We start from the raw sequence: 18,942 nt of genomic DNA on the forward strand, positions 1-18,942 counted from the left end.
GGCCAATCAAGGATTCGGACATGCAGGTTGTGGCATAATGACACCATTGAGAAGTGGAGCTTCTCGTCTGCGCATTCAATCAACCGAAAGGACTGTCCATGCTCACCCGCTTGAAGATGCTCGCCGTAGCCACCGGTTTTGCTGTTATGGCCGGCTGCGCATCTGTACCAATGGAATCGGCCGAAGCTGATGCCGCGCTCAAGACCTTCGCCGCACCGCCTGCCGACCAGGCCGGGCTGTACATCTACCGCGACAGCTTCGCCGGCAAAGGCCTGAAAAAGTCCGTCACGGTGGACGGCAAGGTGATTGGCGAAACAGCGAACAAGGTCTACTTCCACAAACTGATCACCCCCGGCAGCCACAAGATCGGCACCGAATCGGAGTTCAGCGACAACGTGATCGAGCTGATGGCTGTAGGTGGCAAGAACTACTACGTGCGCCAGTCGATCAAGGTCGGCGTGTTCGTGGGTGGCGCGAAGCTGGAAGTGGTCCCGGAAGCCGAAGGTCAGGCCGACCTGCAGAAGTGCACACTGGCTACCTCGCTGTAAACAAAACAGCAGAAAAAGCCCCTGGAAACTGATAGTTCCCAGGGGCTTTTTTATTGCCTGACGCCTTGAATCCGGGGAGTTGCAAGATACGTCACCTTACATTTCCCCCATCACCCAATTCTGGTGTTGCGCCCCCAGAACTGGGTTGCCCAGTTCGTGAACACAGGCGTTGTGAATATATTTTTTACAATTGGTAACAGTTTTACGCGGGTCGCCTTTCCAACCTGGCACTGGCACAACACGTGCTTTGACCGTTATGGCTCAAGGAACTCCCTCTCGCGACCATGTCCGGAACCGGCCAGTACATCGCCGCTCGAGATCGATGGAAATCCCCTGACTCGGAATTCCATGTCGAGCCGGTTATTCGATATCCGTATCGCTCCGTAGTTATTGCACAGGCGTTCGTGCAACACGAGCCCTCTATCGGTAGATCGAATGCTTGCAACGAGGCTGGCAGCATTTCGGAGACCATTATGAGCACATCTGCAGGAATCAAGACGTCAGCAGCAGTCCCCGCTCAAACGCGGCTCAGCACGCGCTTCGCTCGCCCGGCACTGCTTGCCGGGGCAGTAGTCGCCGCACTGGCCTTGAGTATTGCCGGGCCTGGCGATGCCTGGGCCAAGGGCGGGACCGACAAGCCGGTCAAGGGGACCCCGTCACCCTTCACTACGCCTACATTGCCTGATCCGATCTTTGTCGACCCCTTGGCCATTCATGGCTTCGACATCACCGGCTTCATTCAGGACATGACGGTCGACAGCAGCAACAGCAACTGCCCCAACACGAGCAACCCGAACCGTTTGGGCGGCACCGTTGTGGTCAATGGCACAACCATTACCGTGCCCTGCAACTCGGTCATCCAGATGCCCGCCAATACACTCACCTGGGCTGAGTTCGTACACGGCGGCCCCCTGGGCCTCAAACAACTACCGGCTACCTACCCTTCTTTTGAAGTGCATGTTGTCGGCAATACAGTCGCCGGCAAACAAATTGCCGGGCTGATCTTCGTCTCCCAGCAATCGGCCCAGGTCGGCAGTGGCTATATCAGCAGGATTGACCTGACCACAGGCAATATAGAAGTGACGAGTACCAACTCGCCGCAACCGACCGTCTTGCAGATCAATGACCCCAACGGGCGTTTCGGTCGGGCCCAGAGCCCCGACCCGCGCTTCTCGGTGGATGACGCCAACCCGACCATCCACTCGGCAACGGGTTACCCGATGTGCGTGCCGCGTACCGGTGACGACCCGCTGTGCCCACAGAAAAACCGGCCAAAAGTGGTTACCCCGACCACCACCAACAACTGCCGCAATTTTGCCCAGGCCGGCGTGGCGCTGCCTGCATCGGGTGAACTGACACCGCCGAAGGCAGGCCAGTTGTATTGCAGCCAATTCGTCATGAAGCGCTTCAGTGACCCGACCCGCACCGCGACCGACCCGGACCCGACGCAACAGGTACCGTTCGAAGTCGGCGACTTCATCACCTACTCCGGGACGCTGTTCAAATCGACCACCGCGGGAGTGCCGGACTTCATCTCCGCCCACACCATCGAGGCCAACCTCGGCATCTACACCCAGCCGGGCAGTCAGCCCAGCTACCTGGCCATTGGCGAGTTCGGCGTCGGCACGGCTGACCCGGCCTTGGTTGCGGTAAACGGTGCCGCTCAGGAAACCCAGGACCGCATCTTCCTGGAAGCCGAGACTACCGACGTCAAGACCCCGGTGGACATCTACCTGATCGATGTCGACCCCGCCACTGGCGTACAACGCAACCGCTGGATCACGCCGTTTGAAATGACCGGCGAATGTGACCCTGCCACCGTGCTGGCGGCTACCTGTGCCGGTGCTTCTGGCGGGATCACCACGCAAAACGTCGGGGCCCAGCCACAACGCGCGCGGCTGCGTGCGTCCAAGGCACCGACCGGCCTGCTCAGCCAACCCAGCCGTACCCTGCGGGTAATGGCTCGCTCCCTCTGCGTGCCCACCAACACCCTGGCACAACCCGGGGTCGACAGCTGCCTGCAGAACGCCAGCCGCCTGACCGTGGCCAACGGGCTGACTGCCGGGCAGTACGTGGCACCGGTGTTCGAGTTCATCTTCCCGGAAAACGTCAAGCCAGGGGACGAGATCGTGCCCAATGACTTCTGGCACCTGCCGTTCCTGCGCAATGGCGAAGGCAGCACCACCCCCAGCGGTGTCGGTGCGCTGGAGCCAACCCCCTGGTGAGTTGAAACGGTCGGCACACGCCAGAAACGAAAAAGCCCCGCAGACGTTAATCTGCGGGGCTTCATCTTGTATGGCGGAGAGATAGGGATTTGAACCCTAGGTACTGTTGCCAGTACAACGGATTTCGAATCCGTCCCGTTCGACCACTCCGGCATCTCTCCAATGCCGCGCATCATACCAGCGATTTTTTAAAAGGCAAACCTTTTTTCAAAAAAAATCGCGTGGTATCAGGCGCTTGCGTGAACGCGCAGCTTACAGCGGCACGCCCAGGCGTTTGGCAACTTCTTCGTAGGCTTCGATCACGTCGCCCAGGCCCTGACGGAAACGGTCCTTGTCCATCTTCTTGCGGGTTTCTTTGTCCCACAGGCGGCAGCCGTCCGGGCTGAACTCGTCACCCAGGACGATCTGGCCGTGGAATACGCCGAATTCCAGCTTGAAGTCGACCAGCAGCAGGCCGGCGTCATCGAACAGCTTGCTCAGCACTTCGTTGACCTTCAGCGACAGCTTCTTCATCTCGACCAGTTGCTCGGCGGTGCCCCAGCCGAAGGCGACAACGTGGGATTCGTTGATGAACGGGTCGCCCTTCTCGTCGTTCTTCAGGAACAGCTCGAAGGTGGATGGCTCCAGCTTGATGCCCTCCTCCACGCCCAGGCGCTTGACCAGGCTGCCGGCGGCGTAGTTGCGCACCACGCACTCGACCGGGATCATGTCCAGCTTCTTCACCAGGCACTCGTTGTCGCCCAGCAGCTTGTCGAACTGAGTCGGCACGCCGGCTTCTTCGAGCTTCTGCATGATGAAGGCGTTGAACTTGTTGTTCACCATGCCTTTACGGTCGAGCTGTTCGATGCGCTTGCCGTCGAACGCCGAAGTGTCGTTACGGAACAGCAGGATCAAGCGGTCGGCGTCGTCGGTCTTGTAAACCGATTTGGCCTTGCCGCGGTAAAGTTCTTCGCGTTTTTCCATGATTGGGCTCCGCTTGCTGAGGTGTTGGGCTAGGCGATTTCGCGCCAGTCGAGCCCGTGTTCCTGATTCGCCACCTGGAGCCAGTCCGGGTCGCACCCGAGGGTGTCGACGAAGCACTGGCGGGCCAAGTGTGGCAGGTTGTTCTTGCTGCTGAGGTGGGCCAGCACCAGGTGCTGCAGGTTGTTCCAGCCCAACTCTTGCACCAGGCGCGCAGCCTGGTGGTTGTTCAAATGCCCTTGCATGCCACCTACCCGCTGCTTCAGGAAGGCCGGGTAGTGACCGCGCGCGAGCAGGTCACGGCAGTGGTTGGCTTCGATCAGCAGTGCGTCCAGGCCTTGGTAGCGCTCGAGCAGCAGCGCATCGTACGAACCCAGGTCGGTGAGCATGCCAAATCGCCGCTGCCCGTCGCTGATCACATACTGCAGCGGCTCGTAGGCGTCATGCTCAACCCGTGCCGCGCTCACTTCCAGGGCGCCGATCTGCAGCCGCTGGCCACAAGCGAGAAAACCGGCCACCTCCACCGGCTTGCGCATGCCGCGCAATGTGCCTTGGCTGAGGTAGACCGGTACATTGTAGCGCCGCGACAGCAACCCCACCCCATGCACGTGGTCGGCATGTTCGTGGGTTACCAGCACCGCGCTCAGTTGCGCCGCCGAGACCCCGAGCAGCGCCAGGCGCCGCTCGGTTTCACGCAGGGAAAACCCGCAATCGACCAGGATGAACGTGTCACCACTGGCGATCAGCGTGCCATTTCCCTGGCTGCCGCTTCCGAGTACCGCGAAACGCACTTAGCCCAGGTGGTCCTGAATGGCGCTCAGCACGCGACGGGCGACATCGGCCGGGGCCACGGTGTTGATGTTCTTCTCGACGGTGACCTGCACGCTCTCGCCGACCTTGCTCAGACGTACCTGGTAACGCTCGGCACGGGCTTCACGCTCTTCCTTGGTCGGTGCGCTGCCGAACATGCGGCTGAAGAAGCCAGGTTCGTTCTGCTTGTCTTCAGGCTTTTCCGACAGGTTGATGTAGTACAGGCCCAGGCTGCGGTTGATGTCCTCGACACGCCACTCGCCGCCCTGCTCCAGGGCACGGCCCACGCCGGACCAGGCACGGTCCAGGTCCGAGCCGAGGAACAGCACCGGGTTGCCGCTGCCGTCTTCGCTCAGGCTGACACGGCTAGGGGCGTCGAAGTCACGCGCAGCCAGCAACGATACCGAACCGCCCTTCTCGGCGCTGCGGCTCATGCTGGCAAGCATTTCGTCGACCAGCAGCGCATCGGCGCCGGTGTTGGCCGAAGTGGACGGGAACGCGGTGTCGGCGGTGCTGCCGGCCGGGCGCTCGACGCTGACGATGTACACCTCGGAGGTGTTGCGCTGCACGCCGGGCTCGATGCGCACGCGTACGCGCACTTCGCTGTCGCCACTGCTGGCAGTGCTCGACAGGCGCTGGCCGAGCGATGCCGACAGTTCGTCGAAACGCTGCCAGGTGGTGTTGAATTCACCGGTCTGCGGGCGCTCTTCGGCAATGCGGAAGCCATTGTCCTCGAAGAACTGGTGAGCCACCGGCCACACTTCGGCGGGCGAGTGCTGGGCCAGTACCCAACGGCTGCTGCCGCTGCGCTGCAAGGTGTAATCGCTGGCTTCGGCGCCGGCGGTCAGGGGTTGCGGACGCGGCACTTCGAACTCGCCAGTGGCACGATCGTCGGCGACGTTGCGCGGGATCGGCAGCAACGGGTCAAGGCGCTTGACGTTGCCGGCGTCCGGCGGCAACTGCATCGGCGCAGTCGGGTGCGCCTGCAGGTAATCGCTGCCGCGGTCGCGGAAATAGCCATCCTCGCCCCACAACCAGCCACACCCACTGGTGCTGGAGATGATCAGGGCGAGCGCGGAAAGACCAGCCAGTCGCTTCATGCGGTGTACTTCCTCTTAAACCAGTACGCCGGACTGGCGCAAGGCAGTACGGACTTTTTCGTGGCAACCTTCGCTCAGCCAGGTCAGCGGCAGGCGAATGCCTTTGTGCATCAGGCCCATTTCCACCAGCGCCCACTTCACAGGGATCGGGTTGGCTTCGCAGAACAGGTCTTTGTGCAGTGGCATGAGTTTTTCGTTGATTGCGCGGGCCTTCTCGGCATTGCCCTCAAGGGCGGCCTCGCACAGGTCGGCCATTTCGCGCGGGGCGACGTTGGCGGTGACCGAAATGTTGCCCTTGCCGCCCATCAGGATCAGCTCGACGGCGGTCGGGTCGTCGCCGGACAGGACGATGAAGTCCTTGTCGACGCCGTCAAGGATGGCCTTGGCGCGGACCAGGTCGCCGGTGGCTTCCTTGATGCCGATGATGTTCTTGACCTTCGACAGGCGGATCACGGTGTCGGCCTGCATGTCGCAGGACGTGCGACCAGGCACGTTGTAGAGGATCTGCGGAATGTCGACGGCTTCGGCGATGTGCTTGAAGTGCTGGTACAGGCCTTCCTGGGTCGGCTTGTTGTAGTACGGCACTACCAGCAGGCACGCATCGGCGCCAGCATTCTTGGCGTTCTGGGTCAGGTGCACGGCTTCGGTGGTGGAGTTCGCACCGGTGCCGGCGATCACCGGGATCGGCTTTTTGCTGCGCTTGACGCGCTCGACCACGTGCTTGATGACCAGGATGTGCTCTTCGACATCCAGCGTGGCCGACTCACCGGTGGTGCCGACTGCGACGATCGCGTGGGTGCCGTTTTCCAGGTGGAAGTCTACAAGTTTGTCGAGGCTGACCCAGTCCAGACGCCCTTGTGCATCCATGGGTGTGACCAACGCCACCATACTGCCCGCAATCATGTAACTGCTCCTGCCGGAAAAAGAGAGCGGTAATGGTACTGGGGGCATCGGCCTTGCACAAGCGAAGCAGGCGGGCGGAGCATTCCCCTCGGCGCCTTATTTCGCTACCCTTGACCCTTTGATCGGTGCAGCGCGGCCCGCCGGGCCGTCGACCCTGCTCCGCGGCCAGCGTCCACGTCCTCGCATGCGAGCCCCGGGCCCTGCCGACAGGAGGCTTTCGCACGTCCTGCACCGACCGCTCATCGCTTTAGGAATGCTGCATGTCCACCCCCACCGTCCGCGAACAATTCCTTGTCATCAGCGCCCTGGGCCCGAACCCCATGGAGCTGGCCAACGTCCTCAGCCGCGCCGCCTTCGAAAACCGCTGCGCGGTGGTCACCTCGCGCCTGAGCCGCCACGGCGAGACCAGCGCCCTGGTGCTGCAGGTAGGCGGCAGCTGGGATGCCCTGGCCCGCCTCGAAGCCATGCTGCCGGGCCTGGGCAAAAAACACGGCCTGACCCTCGACGTGGTGCGCAGCGCCGACCAGGAGGTGCGCCCGCAGGCCCTGCCCTACGTGGCCTATGTCAGCGCCGCCTATCGCCCGGACATCATCAACGAGCTGTGCCAGTTCTTCCTCGACCACCGCGTCGAGCTCGAAGCCATGACCTGCGACACCTACCTGGCGCCGCAGACCGGCAGCAGCATGCTCAACGCCCAGTTCACCGTGATCCTGCCGGCCGGCACGCAGATCAGCTGGCTGCGCGACCAGTTCCTGGACTTCGCCGACGCCCTGAACCTCGACGCCCTGATCGAGCCATGGCGTCCACAAAACCCCATGTAAGGAAACCGACCATGGCTGTAGCACTCGACCAACCCGTCGCCGACTTCCAGGCCCAGGCCACCAGCGGCCAGACCGTCAGCCTGGCCGAGCTCAAGGGCCAGCAGGTGGTGGTGTACTTCTACCCGAAGGACAGCACCCCGGGCTGCACCACCGAAGGCCAGGGTTTCCGCGACCAGCATGACGCCTTTGCCGCCGCCAACACCGTGGTGTTCGGTGTGTCGCGCGATGGCATCAAGTCGCACGAAAACTTCAAGGCCAAGCAGGCCTTCCCGTTCGAGCTGATCAGTGACAAGGACGAGGCCCTGTGCCAGCTGTTCGACGTGATCAAGCTGAAGAAGCTGTATGGCAAGGAATACATGGGCGTCGACCGCAGCACCTTCCTGATCGACAAGGACGGTGTGCTGCGCCAGGAATGGCGCGGGGTGAAAGTGCCCGGGCATGTGGATGCCGTGCTGGCGGCAGCCCAGGCCCTGAACAAGGCTTGAGATTGATTGGGGCTGCCTTGCAGCCCCAACTACATCAAAGCATCGGTGAAACGCTTGGTTCCTGCCTGGGCCAGGCATCCAGCACGGCCTTGATCAAGGTCGCCAGCGGGATCGCGAAGAAGATCCCCCAGAAGCCCCACAAGCCGCCAAACAGCAACACCGCGCAGATGATCGCCACCGGGTGCAGGCTCACCGCCTCGGAGAACAGCAGCGGCACCAGTACGTTGCCATCCAGCGCCTGGATGATCGCGTACACCGTCATCAGGAAGATGAACTGGTCGCCCCAGCCCCACTGGAACAGCGCGATCAGCGTCACCGGCACGGTCACCACCACTGCACCCACATAGGGCACCACCACCGACAACCCCACCAGCAGGGCCAGCAGCGCGGCGTAATTGAGCCCCAGGCTTATGAAGGCGATGTAGGTGGCAATGCCGCAGATCAGGATCTCGATGCCCTTGCCACGAATGTAGTTGGCGATCTGCCGGTTCATCTCGCTGCCCACCCGGTTCAGCAACGTGCGCTGACGCGGCAGGTAGCCACTGACCCAGCGCCCGATCAGCTCGCGATCCTTGAGGAAGAAGAACACCAGGATCGGCACCAGCACCAGGTAGATCATCGCGTTGACCAGCAGCGGCAGGCTCGACAGCGAGAAGGTCAGCGCCCATTGGCCAAACTTGCCGATTTCACCCCGTACCGACTCGATCGCGTGCAGCACCTGCTCGTCCGACACCAGGTGCGGATAACGCTCGGGCAGCAGCAGCAACAGCGACTGCCATTTGCCAAGCATCCCCGGTAGTTCGTTGAACAACGTGATCAGCTGATGCCAGAGCAGCGGCACCAGCACCAGCATGAACACCGCCAGCGCCCCCATGAACAGGGCGAAAACCAGCATCACCGCCAGCCGGGTCGGCACCCGCACGCGCTCCAGGGCGTTGACCAGGCCCTGCATCAGGAACGCCAGGACCATGCCCGCCAACACCGGCGCCAGCATGCCGCCGAGGGTGAGTACCGCGGTGAAGGCCAGGAACAGCAAGACCGCCAGCACCACTGCTTCCTCATCGGAGAAGTAGCGCTCTATCCAGTCGCGAAGCACTTTGAACATTGACGATCCTTGGGTTGGCTCAGGCCTTGCGTAGCCAGTAGGTGTAGGTACCGGCCTCGGCCGTTTCTTGCAGCAGGGTATGACCGGCAAGTTGGGCGAAAGTGCGGAAGTCGCGCTGCGAACCCGCATCGGTGGCAATCACCTTCAGTACCGCCCCGCTGGCCAGGCGGTTGAGTTCCATCTTTGCCTTCAACAGCGGCAGCGGGCAATTCAGCCCGCTGGCGTCGAGTTCGGCGTCGCAGGTCAGGGTGTCACTCATCGGGCGCGTCTCCAGAGCGGGGCGAACAGTCGTGGGAAAAGCTCGGTAGCATACCGCCACTGGTCGGCTCCGCGCGACCCGGCTACAGTAAGGCTTTTTGATCGACGCGAGCTTCTGCATGAATCTACTGCGCCCCACCCTGCTGGCGCTGGCCTGCCTGATGGCCCTTCCCGGCCATGCCGACGACCTGCCGTCACTGGGCGATGCCAGCTCCGCGATCGTCTCGCCAAAACAGGAGCACGACCTCGGTCGCGCCTGGCTGAGCCTGCTGCGTGGCCAGGTCAATCAGCTGAACGACCCGCAGCTCAAGGACTACGTTGAAACCACCGTCTACCGCCTGGCCGAAACCAGCCAGCTGCAGGACCGGCGCCTGGAATTCATCCTCATCGACAGCCGCGAGCTCAACGCCTTTGCCGCGCCTGGCGGCATCGTCGGGGTCAACGGCGGCCTGTTCCTCAACGCGCAGACCGAAGGTGAATACGCCTCGGTACTGGCGCACGAACTGGCGCACTTGTCGCAACGCCACTTCGCCCGGGGCGTCGAGGCCCAGCAGCGCATGCAGCTGCCGATGATGGCTGCACTGCTGGCCGGTATCGTACTGGCGGCAGGCGGCGCGGGCGATGCCGGCATTGGCATGATCGCCGGCACCCAGGCTGCGGCGATCCAGGAGCAACGGCGCTTCTCGCGGCAGAACGAGCAAGAGGCTGACCGCGTCGGCATCCAGAACCTGGAAAAGGCCGGCTACGATCCGCGCAACATGCCGACCATGTTCGAACGCCTGGCGCGCCAGTACCGCTATGACGCCAAACCACCAGAATTCCTGCTGACTCACCCGGTAACCGAATCGCGTATCGCCGACACCCGCAACCGTGCCGAGCAGGCGCCCAAAGGCGGTGTCGAAGACAGCCAGCGCTACCAGCTGATCCGCGCCCGCGTGGCACTCACCTACGAGGGCACGCCGGGCCTGGCGGCCAAGCGCTTCCGCGCCCAGCTCGACGAAGACCCGAAACTGGACGCTGCGCGCTATGGCCTGGCCCTGGCGCAGATCAAGGGCGGCCAGCTCAATGAAGCGCGGGAGAACCTAAAGCCGTTGCTGGCCAAGGCGCCCAACGACATCACCTACAACCTCGCGCAGATTGACCTGGACATCACCAACAATCGCCTGGCCGATGCGCAGCAGCGCGCCGAGCGCATGCAGGGGCTTTACCCGGGCAACTATCCGCTGAAACAGGTGCGTGCCGACCTGCTGGTGAAGCAGAACAAGCCGGCCGCTGCCGAGAAGGTGCTGGACGACCTGCTCAAGAGCCGGCCGGACGACCCGGACGTGTGGTACGACATGGCTGAAGTGCGCGGGTTGTCAGGCAACACCATCGGCCTGCATCGGGCGCGCGCGGAATACTTCACGCTGGTGGGGGATTTCGACCAGGCGATCCAGCAGCTGGATTACGCCAAACGTCGGGCGGGCAGTAACTTCCCGCTGGCTTCGCAGATCGACCAGCGCCAGCGCGAGATCATGGAGCAGCGGCGCATGGTTCAGGAAATGATGGGACGCTGATGCCCTCTTCGCGGGTAAACCCGCTCCCAGAGGGATCGCATTCCCCTGTAGGAGCGGGTTTACCCGCGAAGAGGACCACTCGGTCTAGCGTCAGGCGTTACCGGAGAGCTTCAGGCGAGCGGCCTGAGTAAAGTCCAGCATACGGTTCAGCGGCTTGATCGCCTTGGGCACCAGCGCCGGGTCGACGAAGATTTCATTGCTGCCGTTACGCAGGCAGTCGAGCACCCGCTCCAGGGTATTCATCGCCATCCACGGGCAGTGCGCGCAGCTGCGGCACGCCGCGCCATTGCCGGCGGTGGGTGCTTCGACGAATTCCTTGTCCGGGCACAGCTGCTGCATCTTGTAGAAGATGCCGCGGTCGGTAGCGACGATGAAGGTCTTGTTCGGCAGGGTCTGCGCCGCCTTGATCAGCTGGCTGGTGGAGCCCACTGCGTCGGCCAGCTCGATCACTGCTTCCGGTGACTCCGGGTGCACCAGGATCGCAGCATCCGGATACAGCGCCTTCATGTCGGCCAGCTGGCGCGACTTGAACTCTTCGTGAACGATGCAGGCACCGTCCCACAGCAGCATGTCGGCACCGGTCTGCTTCTGAATGTAACGACCCAGGTGCTGGTCTGGCCCCCAGATGATGGTCTCACCGTTGTCCATCAGGCTTTCGACGATTTCCAGCGCGCAGCTCGACGTCACGACCCAGTCGGCCCGCGCCTTCACGGCGGCGGAGGTGTTGGCATAGACCACCACGGTGCGCTCCGGGTGCTGGTCGCAGAAGGCCGAGAACTCTTCGACCGGGCAGCCCAGGTCGAGCGAGCAGGTAGCCTCCAGGGTCGGCATCAGCACGCGCTTTTCAGGGGTGAGGATCTTGGCGGTTTCGCCCATGAAACGCACGCCGGCGACGATCACCGTCTGGGCCGGGTGGTTCTTGCCGAAACGGGCCATTTCCAGCGAGTCGGACACGCAACCGCCGGTCTCTTCGGCCAGCGCCTGGATGACCGGGTCGCAGTAGTAGTGAGCCACCAGCACGGCGTTCTGCGCTTTCAGCTCGGCAGCAATGGCCGCACGGTATTCGGCCTCCTGCTCGGCGGTCAGCGGGTTGGGCTGCTTGGCGTCAAGGTGAGCCTGAACCAAAAGGCGTTCGGAAATCTGGGTCATGATCGCTGGACCTGCAGGCGCGCGTGCGCGTCAAATCGAGTGTATCACCCGGCCCTGGCAGATCGGCTAAGGATGCCGGACGGCAGGCAAGCCGCCACGGCCCTCTGCGGGCGCGGATTATTATCGGACGCCGAAGGCTACAGACAATCAAGGGAATTCTAAAGTGGTTTTTGTAGAGCCGGCGCCGGCCTTTTCGCGGACAACCTCGCGAACAGGCCGGCGCCCCTCGCAAGGTCAGCCTTCCTGTGGCTGCATCGCGGCAAAATGCGCCGCCAGCAGCATGGCGAACTCTTCGACGGTCATTTTCTTGCCATTGAAGTCAACCATGCCATCGGCATAGTGCAGGCTCGATACCACATCGTTGCCCTGCACGGTGGCCATGCCGCTTTGCAGCGCCATCATGCCGACCATCTCCCCGGCCTGGCTCGATTGCGCGGCAATCGCCTGGGCATCGCTCTGCCCATCGAGTAGCGCCTGCAACGTCGCCAGGTCACCGATCATCGGCTTGGACAACGACAGTTTGCTTTTCACCTCGGTGATCAGCTGCCTGCTCAGCTGGTCAGGCGGCAAGTCGAACGAGGACGGGCTGGCAAAATCCATCGACAAGTCGAAACGGCTCTCACCATTGGCGGTGCGCAACGCCAGATTCTCGATCGCCAGCTTGGGCTTGGAAGCCAGCAATTGTTGCAGGTCGCCATGGAACCTGGCTTTTTCCGCCTCATCCATCTGGATTTCCGGCACCGGCTGGCCGGCAGCCTGGGCAGCCTCGAATTCCGGCAGGTGGGCCTGGTACCACTTCGACAGCGACTGCAAGGCCGGGGCATTGAGCGACTTGATGCTCACCCCCATCTGCGCGTTACCGACTGCGCGGCCGTCCCAGGTGATGTCCGCCACCCGGTAATCCACGCGGCCACCTACGGTATCCGGGCCATCCAGGGTCTGCAGCACGTTCTGCTCAAGGCCCTTGAGCACCAGCACCTGCTGCTTGTCACCCAAGGTCGCCTTGGCCTCGGCCAGCAGCAGGTCGACATTGCCGACGTACACGGCGTCATGCTTGCTGGCCGCCAGGTTGCCGCCGACCTTCAGGCCCGAGAGTTCGAGGGTGGCCGGCGGGTGGTCCTCGCCGACCAGCTTGATCACGAAGCGATCGGCGCTGCCATGGAACTTCGACGCCTTGCCTTCCTGATCGCCACTGACCTGCAGCGACATTCCCGAGAAGTCCAGGCTGCTGCCATCGGCCTCAGTGCGCTTGAGCGGCGCCACGGTGATGGTGCTGTCGACGTTGCCCGAAAAGCCCAGGCTGGTATGCGCACGGATAGGCGACTGCTCGCCTGCCGCAGCGAACCACGGCGCAGTGAGGTCATCCTTCTGCAGGCTGCTGCTGCTCGTCGCCAGCACCGGCACCAGTTTCAGCGCCTTGACCCGCGACCAGGGGAACGGGCCGTGCTCGATCTGGTCGGTCATGCCGAGGTCGAAACTGACCACTTCGCCATGACCGAGGTTGATGTCCTTGGCCTTGAGCCGGTACTGCGCAGTGCTGCTGAAGAAATGCTGATCGAGCGAGACCAGCTCGACGGTCATGCTGCCGCCATAGTTGGTCAGCGCTTTCTTGAGCTGTTGGTTGCTGCGGCTGACGGCGTTATCCAGCTCCCCAGGCAGTTGCTTGCCGGTGTACCAGGCGCCAGCGGTGGTCACGACGGCGATGGCGATGGCCAGGCCGGAAAGGATGCCTACTGATTTCTTCATGAATAGAACCGATCGATGTCCATATGGGCAGTTTTGCAGCCAATCGGCTGCAAGGGGTGCAAAAGGATATCATCGCCATGAAACCTGGTGACCACGTCAAGGCAGAAAGGCTGGATTTGGGAATTGTCCGACAATCAGGGCCATCGTTAATTTTTACGAACATTCAAGTCGATCGAAACCGCAAAAAAACGCGCAAAAACCGAACATTCAGGCCGTTTAACCGATAAATATTTCAATTTCGCAACATCTTGTCATGTTTAACTTGACGCCTCCCTACCAATCGTTTTTTATTTTCACCACCTCGCCCAGCGCCCGATCCACGAAGAAGAAAAAGTCGCGCCGTCATGATGCTCGGATGCCCCTGCCCGCACGCTTCAACCTCCTCGCCACGGCACTGCCGGCCTGAAGTCGGCGCCTAGCCCGCGCCTATCTCTGCTCCAAACAAAAAAGGTGAACAACATGGAGCCACACCAGCATGCAGCCTGACCACAACGCCACCGGCAACGGCCAATTCCGTAAATCCCTGCGCCTCTGGCACGTGGTCATCATCGGTCTGGCGTACCTCACGCCAATGACCGTGTTCGACACTTTCGGCATCGTGTCCGGCGTTACCTCCGGCCACGTTCCCAGCGCCTACCTGCTGGCCCTGGCCGGCGTTCTGTTCACGGCCGTGAGCTACGGCACGCTGGTACGCCGCTTCCCTCAGTCCGGTTCCGCCTACACCTATACCCAACGCGCCATCAACCCGCACGTGGGCTTCCTGGTCGGCTGGTCTTCGCTGCTTGATTACCTCTTGCTGCCCATGGTCAACGCCTTGCTCGCCAAGCTCTACCTCTCGGCCATGTTCCCCGAGGTGCCGGCGTGGATGTGGGTGGCTGGCTTCGTTACTCTGATCAGCCTGATCAACATGCGCAGCATCAACCTGGTGGCGCATTTCAACCTGCTGTTCGTGGTTGTGCAGTTGATGATCATGTCGGTGTTCATCTACCTGTGCATCCGCGGCCTGGACCAGGGCGAGGGACTGGGAACCTCCTGGAGCCTGACCCCGTTCGCCGACTCGCAGACCCAGCTCAGCGCCCTGGCTGCCGGCGCAACCATCCTGTGCTTCTCGTTCCTGGGCTTCGACGCCGTCACCTGCCTGTCCGAAGAAACCAAGGATCCGGGCAAAATCATTCCGCGGGCGATCTTCCTCACCGCCCTGATCGGCGGCGTGGTATTCATCGGCGTGTCGTACTTCATGCAGGCCTACTTCCCGACCAACGCACGCTTCCATGACCCAGAAGCCGCGCTGCCGGAAATCGCCCTGTATGTCGGCGGCAAGCTGTTCCAGTCGATCTTCATCGCCTGCACGGTGATCAACACCATCGCCTCGGGCCTGGCCTCGCAGACCAGCGTGTCGCGCCTGCTGTACGTCATGGGCCGCGACAATGTGATCCCGAGCGGCGTGTTCGCCCGCCTGCATCCGCGCTACAAGACCCCGATCGTGAACATTGCCGTGGTCGGCGTGATCGCCCTCTCGGCCATCTTCTTCGACCTGGTCACCGCCACCTCGATCATCAACTTCGGCGCGCTGGTAGCCTTCAGCTTCGTCAACCTGTCGGTGATCAGTCACTGCTACCTGCGTGAGGGCAATCGCCAGGGGCTGGCCAACAAAGTGAAGTACCTGGCCCTGCCGACCATTGGTTTCTGCATCATCGCCAAGCTCTGGCTTGACCTGAACGAGCATTCGTTGATCTTCGGCGGCCTCTGGGCACTGGCGGGGCTGCTGCACCTGGCCTGGCTGACCAAGGCCTTCCGGGTCTCGCCACCGAACTACGTCGCTGATTGACTCCAGCCACCGACAACGCCCGCGCCTGAACGCGGGCGTTGTTGTTGAACGATAAGGAAAGTCCTCATGCCGCTGCGCCGCCTCTCCATCCAGTGGAAGATCACCCTGCTTACCGGCCTGTGCCTGCTGGCCATCGTCGCCCTGCTGGTCGCCAGCTCACTGACCCAGTCGCGGCGTAGCGCGGCGCTGGTCAACCAGGCCAGCTCCGAAATGCTCGAACACAGTGCTCGCCTGCGCCTGCAGGCCCACGCCGAAACCCAGGCACTGCGCATCCAGCGCTACTTCATGGACGCCTACCAGTACGGCAACGGCTTCGCCCGCCTGGTGCAGGCGCTCAAGGCCAAGGGCGTCAGCGACCTGCGTGGCGAACTGACCCGCCAGGCCCACGCCAGCCTCGCCGGCAACCCGGACGTGATCGGCCTGTACCTGGTGTTCCAGCCCAATGCACTCGACCACCAGGACAATCAGTTCATTGGCCAGGAGACCAGCGGCAGCAACGACAGCGGACGTTTCTCGCTGTACTGGTCGCAACCCCGCCCAGGCACCCTGGAGCTGGAAGCGATGCCCGAGTCGATGCTGGGCGACAACAGCCCCGGCACCAATGGCCAGGCCAAGAATCGCTGGCTGACCTGCCCGCAGGAAACCGCCAGGGCCTGCATGCTCGAGCCCTACCTCGACGAGGTCAATGGTCACCAGGTGCTGATGACCAGCATCGCCCTGCCGCTGCTGGAAAACGGCAAGGTCGTCGGCGTGGTCGGCCTGGACATTGGCCTGGACAACCTCCAGCAACTGAGCCTGGACGGCCGCCAGGAACTGTTCGACGGTCAAGGCCAGGTCAGCATAGTCAGCGCAGCCGGCCTGCTCGCCGGGCACAGTCGTGACGCCAGCAAGCTGGGCCAGCCGCTGGACAAGGCGGTAGACCAGGGCATGCTGCGCGTAACACGCCCGTTCGCGCCCATTCCTGGCGCCACCGCCTGGCAGGTGCAACTGGAACTGCCGGAAGCAGTGCTGCAAGCGCCAGCCTTGGCCCTCAACCAGCGCCTGGATACCCATAACCAGAGCGCCAACCTGACCAGCCTGCTGATCGGCCTGGGCGCCGCGATCATCGGCCTGCTGCTGGTCTGGCTGACCGCCCGAGGCGTTACCCGGCCAATCCTCGCCGTGGCCGCCCGCCTGGAAGACATCGCCAGCGGCGAAGGCGACCTGACTCGTCGCCTGGACTACGCCCGCCAGGACGAACTGGGCCAGCTGACAGGCTGGTTCAACCGCTTCCTCGACAAGCTGCAGCCGGTGATCGCCCAGGTCAAAGGCTCACTGCTCGAGGCCCGCGGCACCGCCGACCAGTCCGCCGCCATCGCCAGCCAGACCAGCAATGGCATGCAACAGCAGCAGCGGGAAATCGAACAGGTCGCCACCGCCGCCAACGAAATGAGCGCCACCGCCCAGGACGTTGCCCACAACGCTGCACAGGCGGCTCAGGCCGCACGCGGTGCCGACCAGGCCAGCCGTGAGGGCCTGCAGCTGATCGCCAGTACCCGCCAGACCATCGACCAGCTGGCAACCGGCATGGACGTCGCCATGGACGAGGCCCGCGCGCTGGAGCAGCGCAGCGAGCAGATCGGCTCGGTGCTGGACGTGATCCGCGCGATTGCCGAGCAGACCAACCTGCTGGCACTCAACGCCGCCATCGAAGCCGCCCGCGCAGGCGAGGCCGGGCGTGGCTTTGCCGTGGTCGCCGACGAAGTGCGCAGCCTGGCCCAGCGCACGCAAGTGTCGGTGGAAGAGATTCGCCAGGTGATCGAAGGGCTGCAGCAAGGCACCCAGGACGTGGTCGGCGCCATGCATGAAGGCCAGCGCCAGGCCCAGGCCAGCGCCACCCGCATGGAGCAGGCGCTGCCGGCGCTGGAGCGCATTGGCGAGGCCGTGGCGGTGATCAGCGACATGAACCTGCAGATTGCCTCGGCAGCTGAGGAGCAGAGTGCGGTGGCCGAGGAAGTGAACCGCAACGTGGCCGGGATTCGCGACGTGACCGAGTCGCTATCGGGCCAGGCCGATGAGTCGGCACGGATCAGCCAGGCCCTCAATCGGTTGGCCAACCAGCAACAGGCATTGATGGAACAGTTTCGCGTCTAGCCTGTAAGGGCTTCTTCGCGGGCAAGCCCGCTCCCACAGGTACCGTGCAGCACTTGAGGCTTGTGATATCTCTGTGGGAGCGGGCTTTCCCGCGAAGAGGCCGGCACAGGCCCCAAAAAGCAAAATCGTCACACTGAGTTCAAGTTATGCAAACCACACCCCGATCTTCTTTCTTCGATATAACGAGCGAACAGGGCCTGTTACGCACCTCGATCGCCGTCACCCTGTTCATCGCCACCATCGGCATCGGCTTCGGCCTGGCCTCCGGCTCGTTCTCGATCGTCTTCGACGGTGTCTATTCGCTGGTCGACGCCAGCATGAGCGGCCTGTCGCTGGTGGTGGTCAAACTGATCACTTCGCACGCCACCAGCCTGCAACTCTCGCGCAAGCTGCGTGAGCGCTTCACCATGGGCTTCTGGCACCTGGAACCGATGGTGCTGGCACTCAATGGCATCCTGCTCAGCGGCGTCGCCATCTACGCGTTGATCAACGCCGTCAGCAGCCTGCTGCAAGGCGGCCGGCACCTGGAGTTCGGCATCGCCATGGTCTACGCGCTGCTGACCGTGATCGCCTGCGCCACCATCGCCGTGGTCGAGAACCGCGCCAACCGCAAACTGAAGTCGGACTTCGTGCGCATGGACGTGAAAGGCTGGGTGATGTCGGCCAGCATCACCGCCGCCCTGTTGATTGCCTTCTGCTTCGGCTACGCGGTGCAGGGCACGCAATGGGAGTGGGTATCGCCGTACATCGACCCGGCAGTACTGGCATTGGTGTGCCTGGTGATCATTCCGCTGCCGCTGTCGGTCGTGCGCCAGGCGTTGTCGGAAATCTTCCTGGTGACACCTGGCGACCTGAAGCTGCACGTGGACGAAGTGGCGCGCGCATTCGTGGCGCGCCACGGTCTGCAATCGTACAGGGCCTATGTGGCCAAGGTCGGGCGCTCGCGGGAGATCGAGCTGTATTTCATCGTGCCGAAGACCATGGCTGCGAAGACCATCGATGAATGGGATGCGTGGCGCAATGAGATCGGCGACGCGGTAGGCGGCGAAGGGCCGGATCGCTGGATTACCGTGGTGTTTACCGGGGATCCTGAGTGGGCTGAATAATCAGGAGGGGCGCCCTGCGCGCCCTTACCAGCCAGCCATAAACGACAAAGCCCGCGACCATTTCTGGTAGCGGGCTTTGCCTTGCTGCATATGGTGGGTCGTGTAGGATTCGAACCTACGACCAATTGGTTAAAAGCCAACTGCTCTACCAACTGAGCTAACGACCCGTTGGATGGCGCGTATAATACTGATTTCTAACGGGAAATCAA

15 protein-coding genes, 2 tRNA genes and 2 pseudogenes are annotated in these 18,942 nt (G+C 62.7%); 9 read left to right on the forward strand and 10 right to left on the reverse strand.

The features are described from left to right. Positions 1 to 98: 98 nt before the first annotated feature. Positions 99 to 548, forward strand: a complete 450-nt coding sequence (locus ACIPZ5_RS14215; protein ID WP_400809273.1) for a DUF2846 domain-containing protein — start codon at positions 99 to 101, stop codon at positions 546 to 548. A gap of 473 nt (positions 549 to 1,021) precedes the next feature. Beyond that, positions 1,022 to 2,773 (forward strand): hypothetical protein, encoded by a 1,752-nt coding sequence (locus ACIPZ5_RS14220; RefSeq protein ID WP_343598636.1) that lies wholly within the window; start codon positions 1,022 to 1,024, stop codon positions 2,771 to 2,773. A gap of 71 nt (positions 2,774 to 2,844) precedes the next feature. Here ACIPZ5_RS14220 and ACIPZ5_RS14225 read toward each other — a convergent pair. From ACIPZ5_RS14225 to dapA, 5 genes are all read right to left on the reverse strand, one after another. Then, positions 2,845 to 2,934: transfer RNA gene (locus ACIPZ5_RS14225), tRNA-Ser, on the reverse strand. Positions 2,935 to 3,025: 91 nt separating this feature from the next. Beyond that, positions 3,026 to 3,736, reverse strand: a complete 711-nt coding sequence (gene purC / locus ACIPZ5_RS14230; protein ID WP_003254733.1) for a phosphoribosylaminoimidazolesuccinocarboxamide synthase — start codon at positions 3,734 to 3,736, stop codon at positions 3,026 to 3,028. A gap of 29 nt (positions 3,737 to 3,765) precedes the next feature. Next, the gene (locus tag ACIPZ5_RS14235) at positions 3,766 to 4,524 is read right to left on the reverse strand and encodes an MBL fold metallo-hydrolase (protein ID WP_343598635.1); all 759 of its coding nucleotides are present in this window, start codon (positions 4,522 to 4,524) and stop codon (positions 3,766 to 3,768) included. Beyond that, complete coding sequence (bamC, locus tag ACIPZ5_RS14240; protein WP_079229333.1) at positions 4,525 to 5,643, reverse strand: outer membrane protein assembly factor BamC; 1,119 nt, start codon at positions 5,641 to 5,643, stop codon at positions 4,525 to 4,527. 15 nt (positions 5,644 to 5,658) lie between these two features. Next, positions 5,659 to 6,546, reverse strand: coding sequence for a 4-hydroxy-tetrahydrodipicolinate synthase (gene dapA, locus ACIPZ5_RS14245; RefSeq protein WP_261943020.1), 888 nt, complete (start codon positions 6,544 to 6,546; stop codon positions 5,659 to 5,661). Positions 6,547 to 6,806: 260 nt separating this feature from the next. Between dapA and ACIPZ5_RS14250 the strand changes: the two genes are divergently transcribed. Continuing rightward, a complete protein-coding gene (locus ACIPZ5_RS14250) occupies positions 6,807 to 7,367 on the forward strand; it encodes a glycine cleavage system protein R (RefSeq protein ID WP_013973793.1) in 561 nt (186 codons plus the stop codon). A gap of 11 nt (positions 7,368 to 7,378) precedes the next feature. Then, positions 7,379 to 7,852: a peroxiredoxin gene (locus ACIPZ5_RS14255; protein ID WP_152954046.1), complete on the forward strand. Its 474-nt coding sequence runs from the start codon at positions 7,379 to 7,381 to the stop codon at positions 7,850 to 7,852. Between the two features lie 34 nt (positions 7,853 to 7,886). Here ACIPZ5_RS14255 and ACIPZ5_RS14260 read toward each other — a convergent pair whose 3' ends face one another. Both ACIPZ5_RS14260 and ACIPZ5_RS14265 read right to left on the reverse strand, forming a co-directional pair. After that, entirely contained in the window at positions 7,887 to 8,957 is a 1,071-nt protein-coding gene (locus ACIPZ5_RS14260; protein WP_085675684.1) for an AI-2E family transporter, read from the reverse strand. A 19-nt stretch (positions 8,958 to 8,976) separates the two neighbouring features. Continuing rightward, positions 8,977 to 9,216 (reverse strand): sulfurtransferase TusA family protein, encoded by a 240-nt coding sequence (locus ACIPZ5_RS14265; protein WP_012273752.1) that lies wholly within the window; start codon positions 9,214 to 9,216, stop codon positions 8,977 to 8,979. Between the two features lie 118 nt (positions 9,217 to 9,334). Between ACIPZ5_RS14265 and ACIPZ5_RS14270 the strand changes: the two genes are divergently transcribed. After that, complete coding sequence (locus ACIPZ5_RS14270; RefSeq protein WP_400809279.1) at positions 9,335 to 10,771, forward strand: M48 family metalloprotease; 1,437 nt, start codon at positions 9,335 to 9,337, stop codon at positions 10,769 to 10,771. A gap of 90 nt (positions 10,772 to 10,861) precedes the next feature. Here the strand turns inward: ACIPZ5_RS14270 and nadA are convergent, their stop codons facing one another. Further along, entirely contained in the window at positions 10,862 to 11,920 is a 1,059-nt protein-coding gene (gene nadA / locus ACIPZ5_RS14275; protein ID WP_261943016.1) for a quinolinate synthase NadA, read from the reverse strand. 234 nt (positions 11,921 to 12,154) lie between these two features. Continuing rightward, positions 12,155 to 13,666, reverse strand: a complete 1,512-nt coding sequence (locus tag ACIPZ5_RS14280) for a YdgA family protein (RefSeq protein ID WP_400809281.1) — start codon at positions 13,664 to 13,666, stop codon at positions 12,155 to 12,157. Between the two features lie 475 nt (positions 13,667 to 14,141). Between ACIPZ5_RS14280 and ACIPZ5_RS14285 the strand changes: the two genes are divergently transcribed. The 4 genes and pseudogenes from ACIPZ5_RS14285 (at position 14,142) to ACIPZ5_RS14300 (ending at position 18,733) form a co-directional block, all read left to right on the forward strand. Next, entirely contained in the window at positions 14,142 to 15,494 is a 1,353-nt protein-coding gene (locus ACIPZ5_RS14285) for an APC family permease (RefSeq protein WP_261943014.1), read from the forward strand. Between the two features lie 285 nt (positions 15,495 to 15,779). Next, positions 15,780 to 16,769 (forward strand): annotated as a pseudogene (locus tag ACIPZ5_RS14290) (HAMP domain-containing protein); the annotation flags it as partial. A 321-nt stretch (positions 16,770 to 17,090) separates the two neighbouring features. Then, a pseudogene (locus ACIPZ5_RS14295) lies at positions 17,091 to 17,627 on the forward strand (methyl-accepting chemotaxis protein); the annotation flags it as partial. Positions 17,628 to 17,773: 146 nt separating this feature from the next. Next, positions 17,774 to 18,733: a cation diffusion facilitator family transporter gene (locus ACIPZ5_RS14300; protein ID WP_261943012.1), complete on the forward strand. Its 960-nt coding sequence runs from the start codon at positions 17,774 to 17,776 to the stop codon at positions 18,731 to 18,733. 91 nt (positions 18,734 to 18,824) lie between these two features. On the opposite strand, the gene ACIPZ5_RS14305 is transcribed toward ACIPZ5_RS14300, so the two are convergent. Next, positions 18,825 to 18,900, reverse strand: a tRNA-Lys gene (locus tag ACIPZ5_RS14305). Positions 18,901 to 18,942 lie beyond the last annotated feature (42 nt).

Source organism: Pseudomonas sp. NPDC089428 (assembly GCF_044749325.1).
In the GTDB taxonomy this organism is placed as follows: domain Bacteria; phylum Pseudomonadota; class Gammaproteobacteria; order Pseudomonadales; family Pseudomonadaceae; genus Aquipseudomonas.

Bases quoted from the DNA above. Each gene is read 5' to 3' on its own strand.
- ACIPZ5_RS14215 (WP_400809273.1), top strand. From the start codon at position 99: ATGCTCACCCGCTTGAAGATGCTCGCCGTAGCCACCGGTTTTGCTGTT.
- ACIPZ5_RS14220 (WP_343598636.1), top strand. From the start codon at position 1,022: ATGAGCACATCTGCAGGAATCAAGACGTCAGCAGCAGTCCCCGCTCAA.
- purC (WP_003254733.1), bottom strand. From the start codon at position 3,736: ATGGAAAAACGCGAAGAACTTTACCGCGGCAAGGCCAAATCGGTTTAC.
- bamC (WP_079229333.1), bottom strand. From the start codon at position 5,643: ATGAAGCGACTGGCTGGTCTTTCCGCGCTCGCCCTGATCATCTCCAGC.
- dapA (WP_261943020.1), bottom strand. From the start codon at position 6,546: ATGATTGCGGGCAGTATGGTGGCGTTGGTCACACCCATGGATGCACAA.
- ACIPZ5_RS14250 (WP_013973793.1), top strand. From the start codon at position 6,807: ATGTCCACCCCCACCGTCCGCGAACAATTCCTTGTCATCAGCGCCCTG.
- ACIPZ5_RS14255 (WP_152954046.1), top strand. From the start codon at position 7,379: ATGGCTGTAGCACTCGACCAACCCGTCGCCGACTTCCAGGCCCAGGCC.
- ACIPZ5_RS14260 (WP_085675684.1), bottom strand. From the start codon at position 8,957: ATGTTCAAAGTGCTTCGCGACTGGATAGAGCGCTACTTCTCCGATGAG.
- ACIPZ5_RS14265 (WP_012273752.1), bottom strand. From the start codon at position 9,216: ATGAGTGACACCCTGACCTGCGACGCCGAACTCGACGCCAGCGGGCTG.
- ACIPZ5_RS14270 (WP_400809279.1), top strand. From the start codon at position 9,335: ATGAATCTACTGCGCCCCACCCTGCTGGCGCTGGCCTGCCTGATGGCC.
- nadA (WP_261943016.1), bottom strand. From the start codon at position 11,920: ATGACCCAGATTTCCGAACGCCTTTTGGTTCAGGCTCACCTTGACGCC.
- ACIPZ5_RS14280 (WP_400809281.1), bottom strand. From the start codon at position 13,666: ATGAAGAAATCAGTAGGCATCCTTTCCGGCCTGGCCATCGCCATCGCC.
- ACIPZ5_RS14285 (WP_261943014.1), top strand. From the start codon at position 14,142: ATGCAGCCTGACCACAACGCCACCGGCAACGGCCAATTCCGTAAATCC.
- ACIPZ5_RS14300 (WP_261943012.1), top strand. From the start codon at position 17,774: ATGCAAACCACACCCCGATCTTCTTTCTTCGATATAACGAGCGAACAG.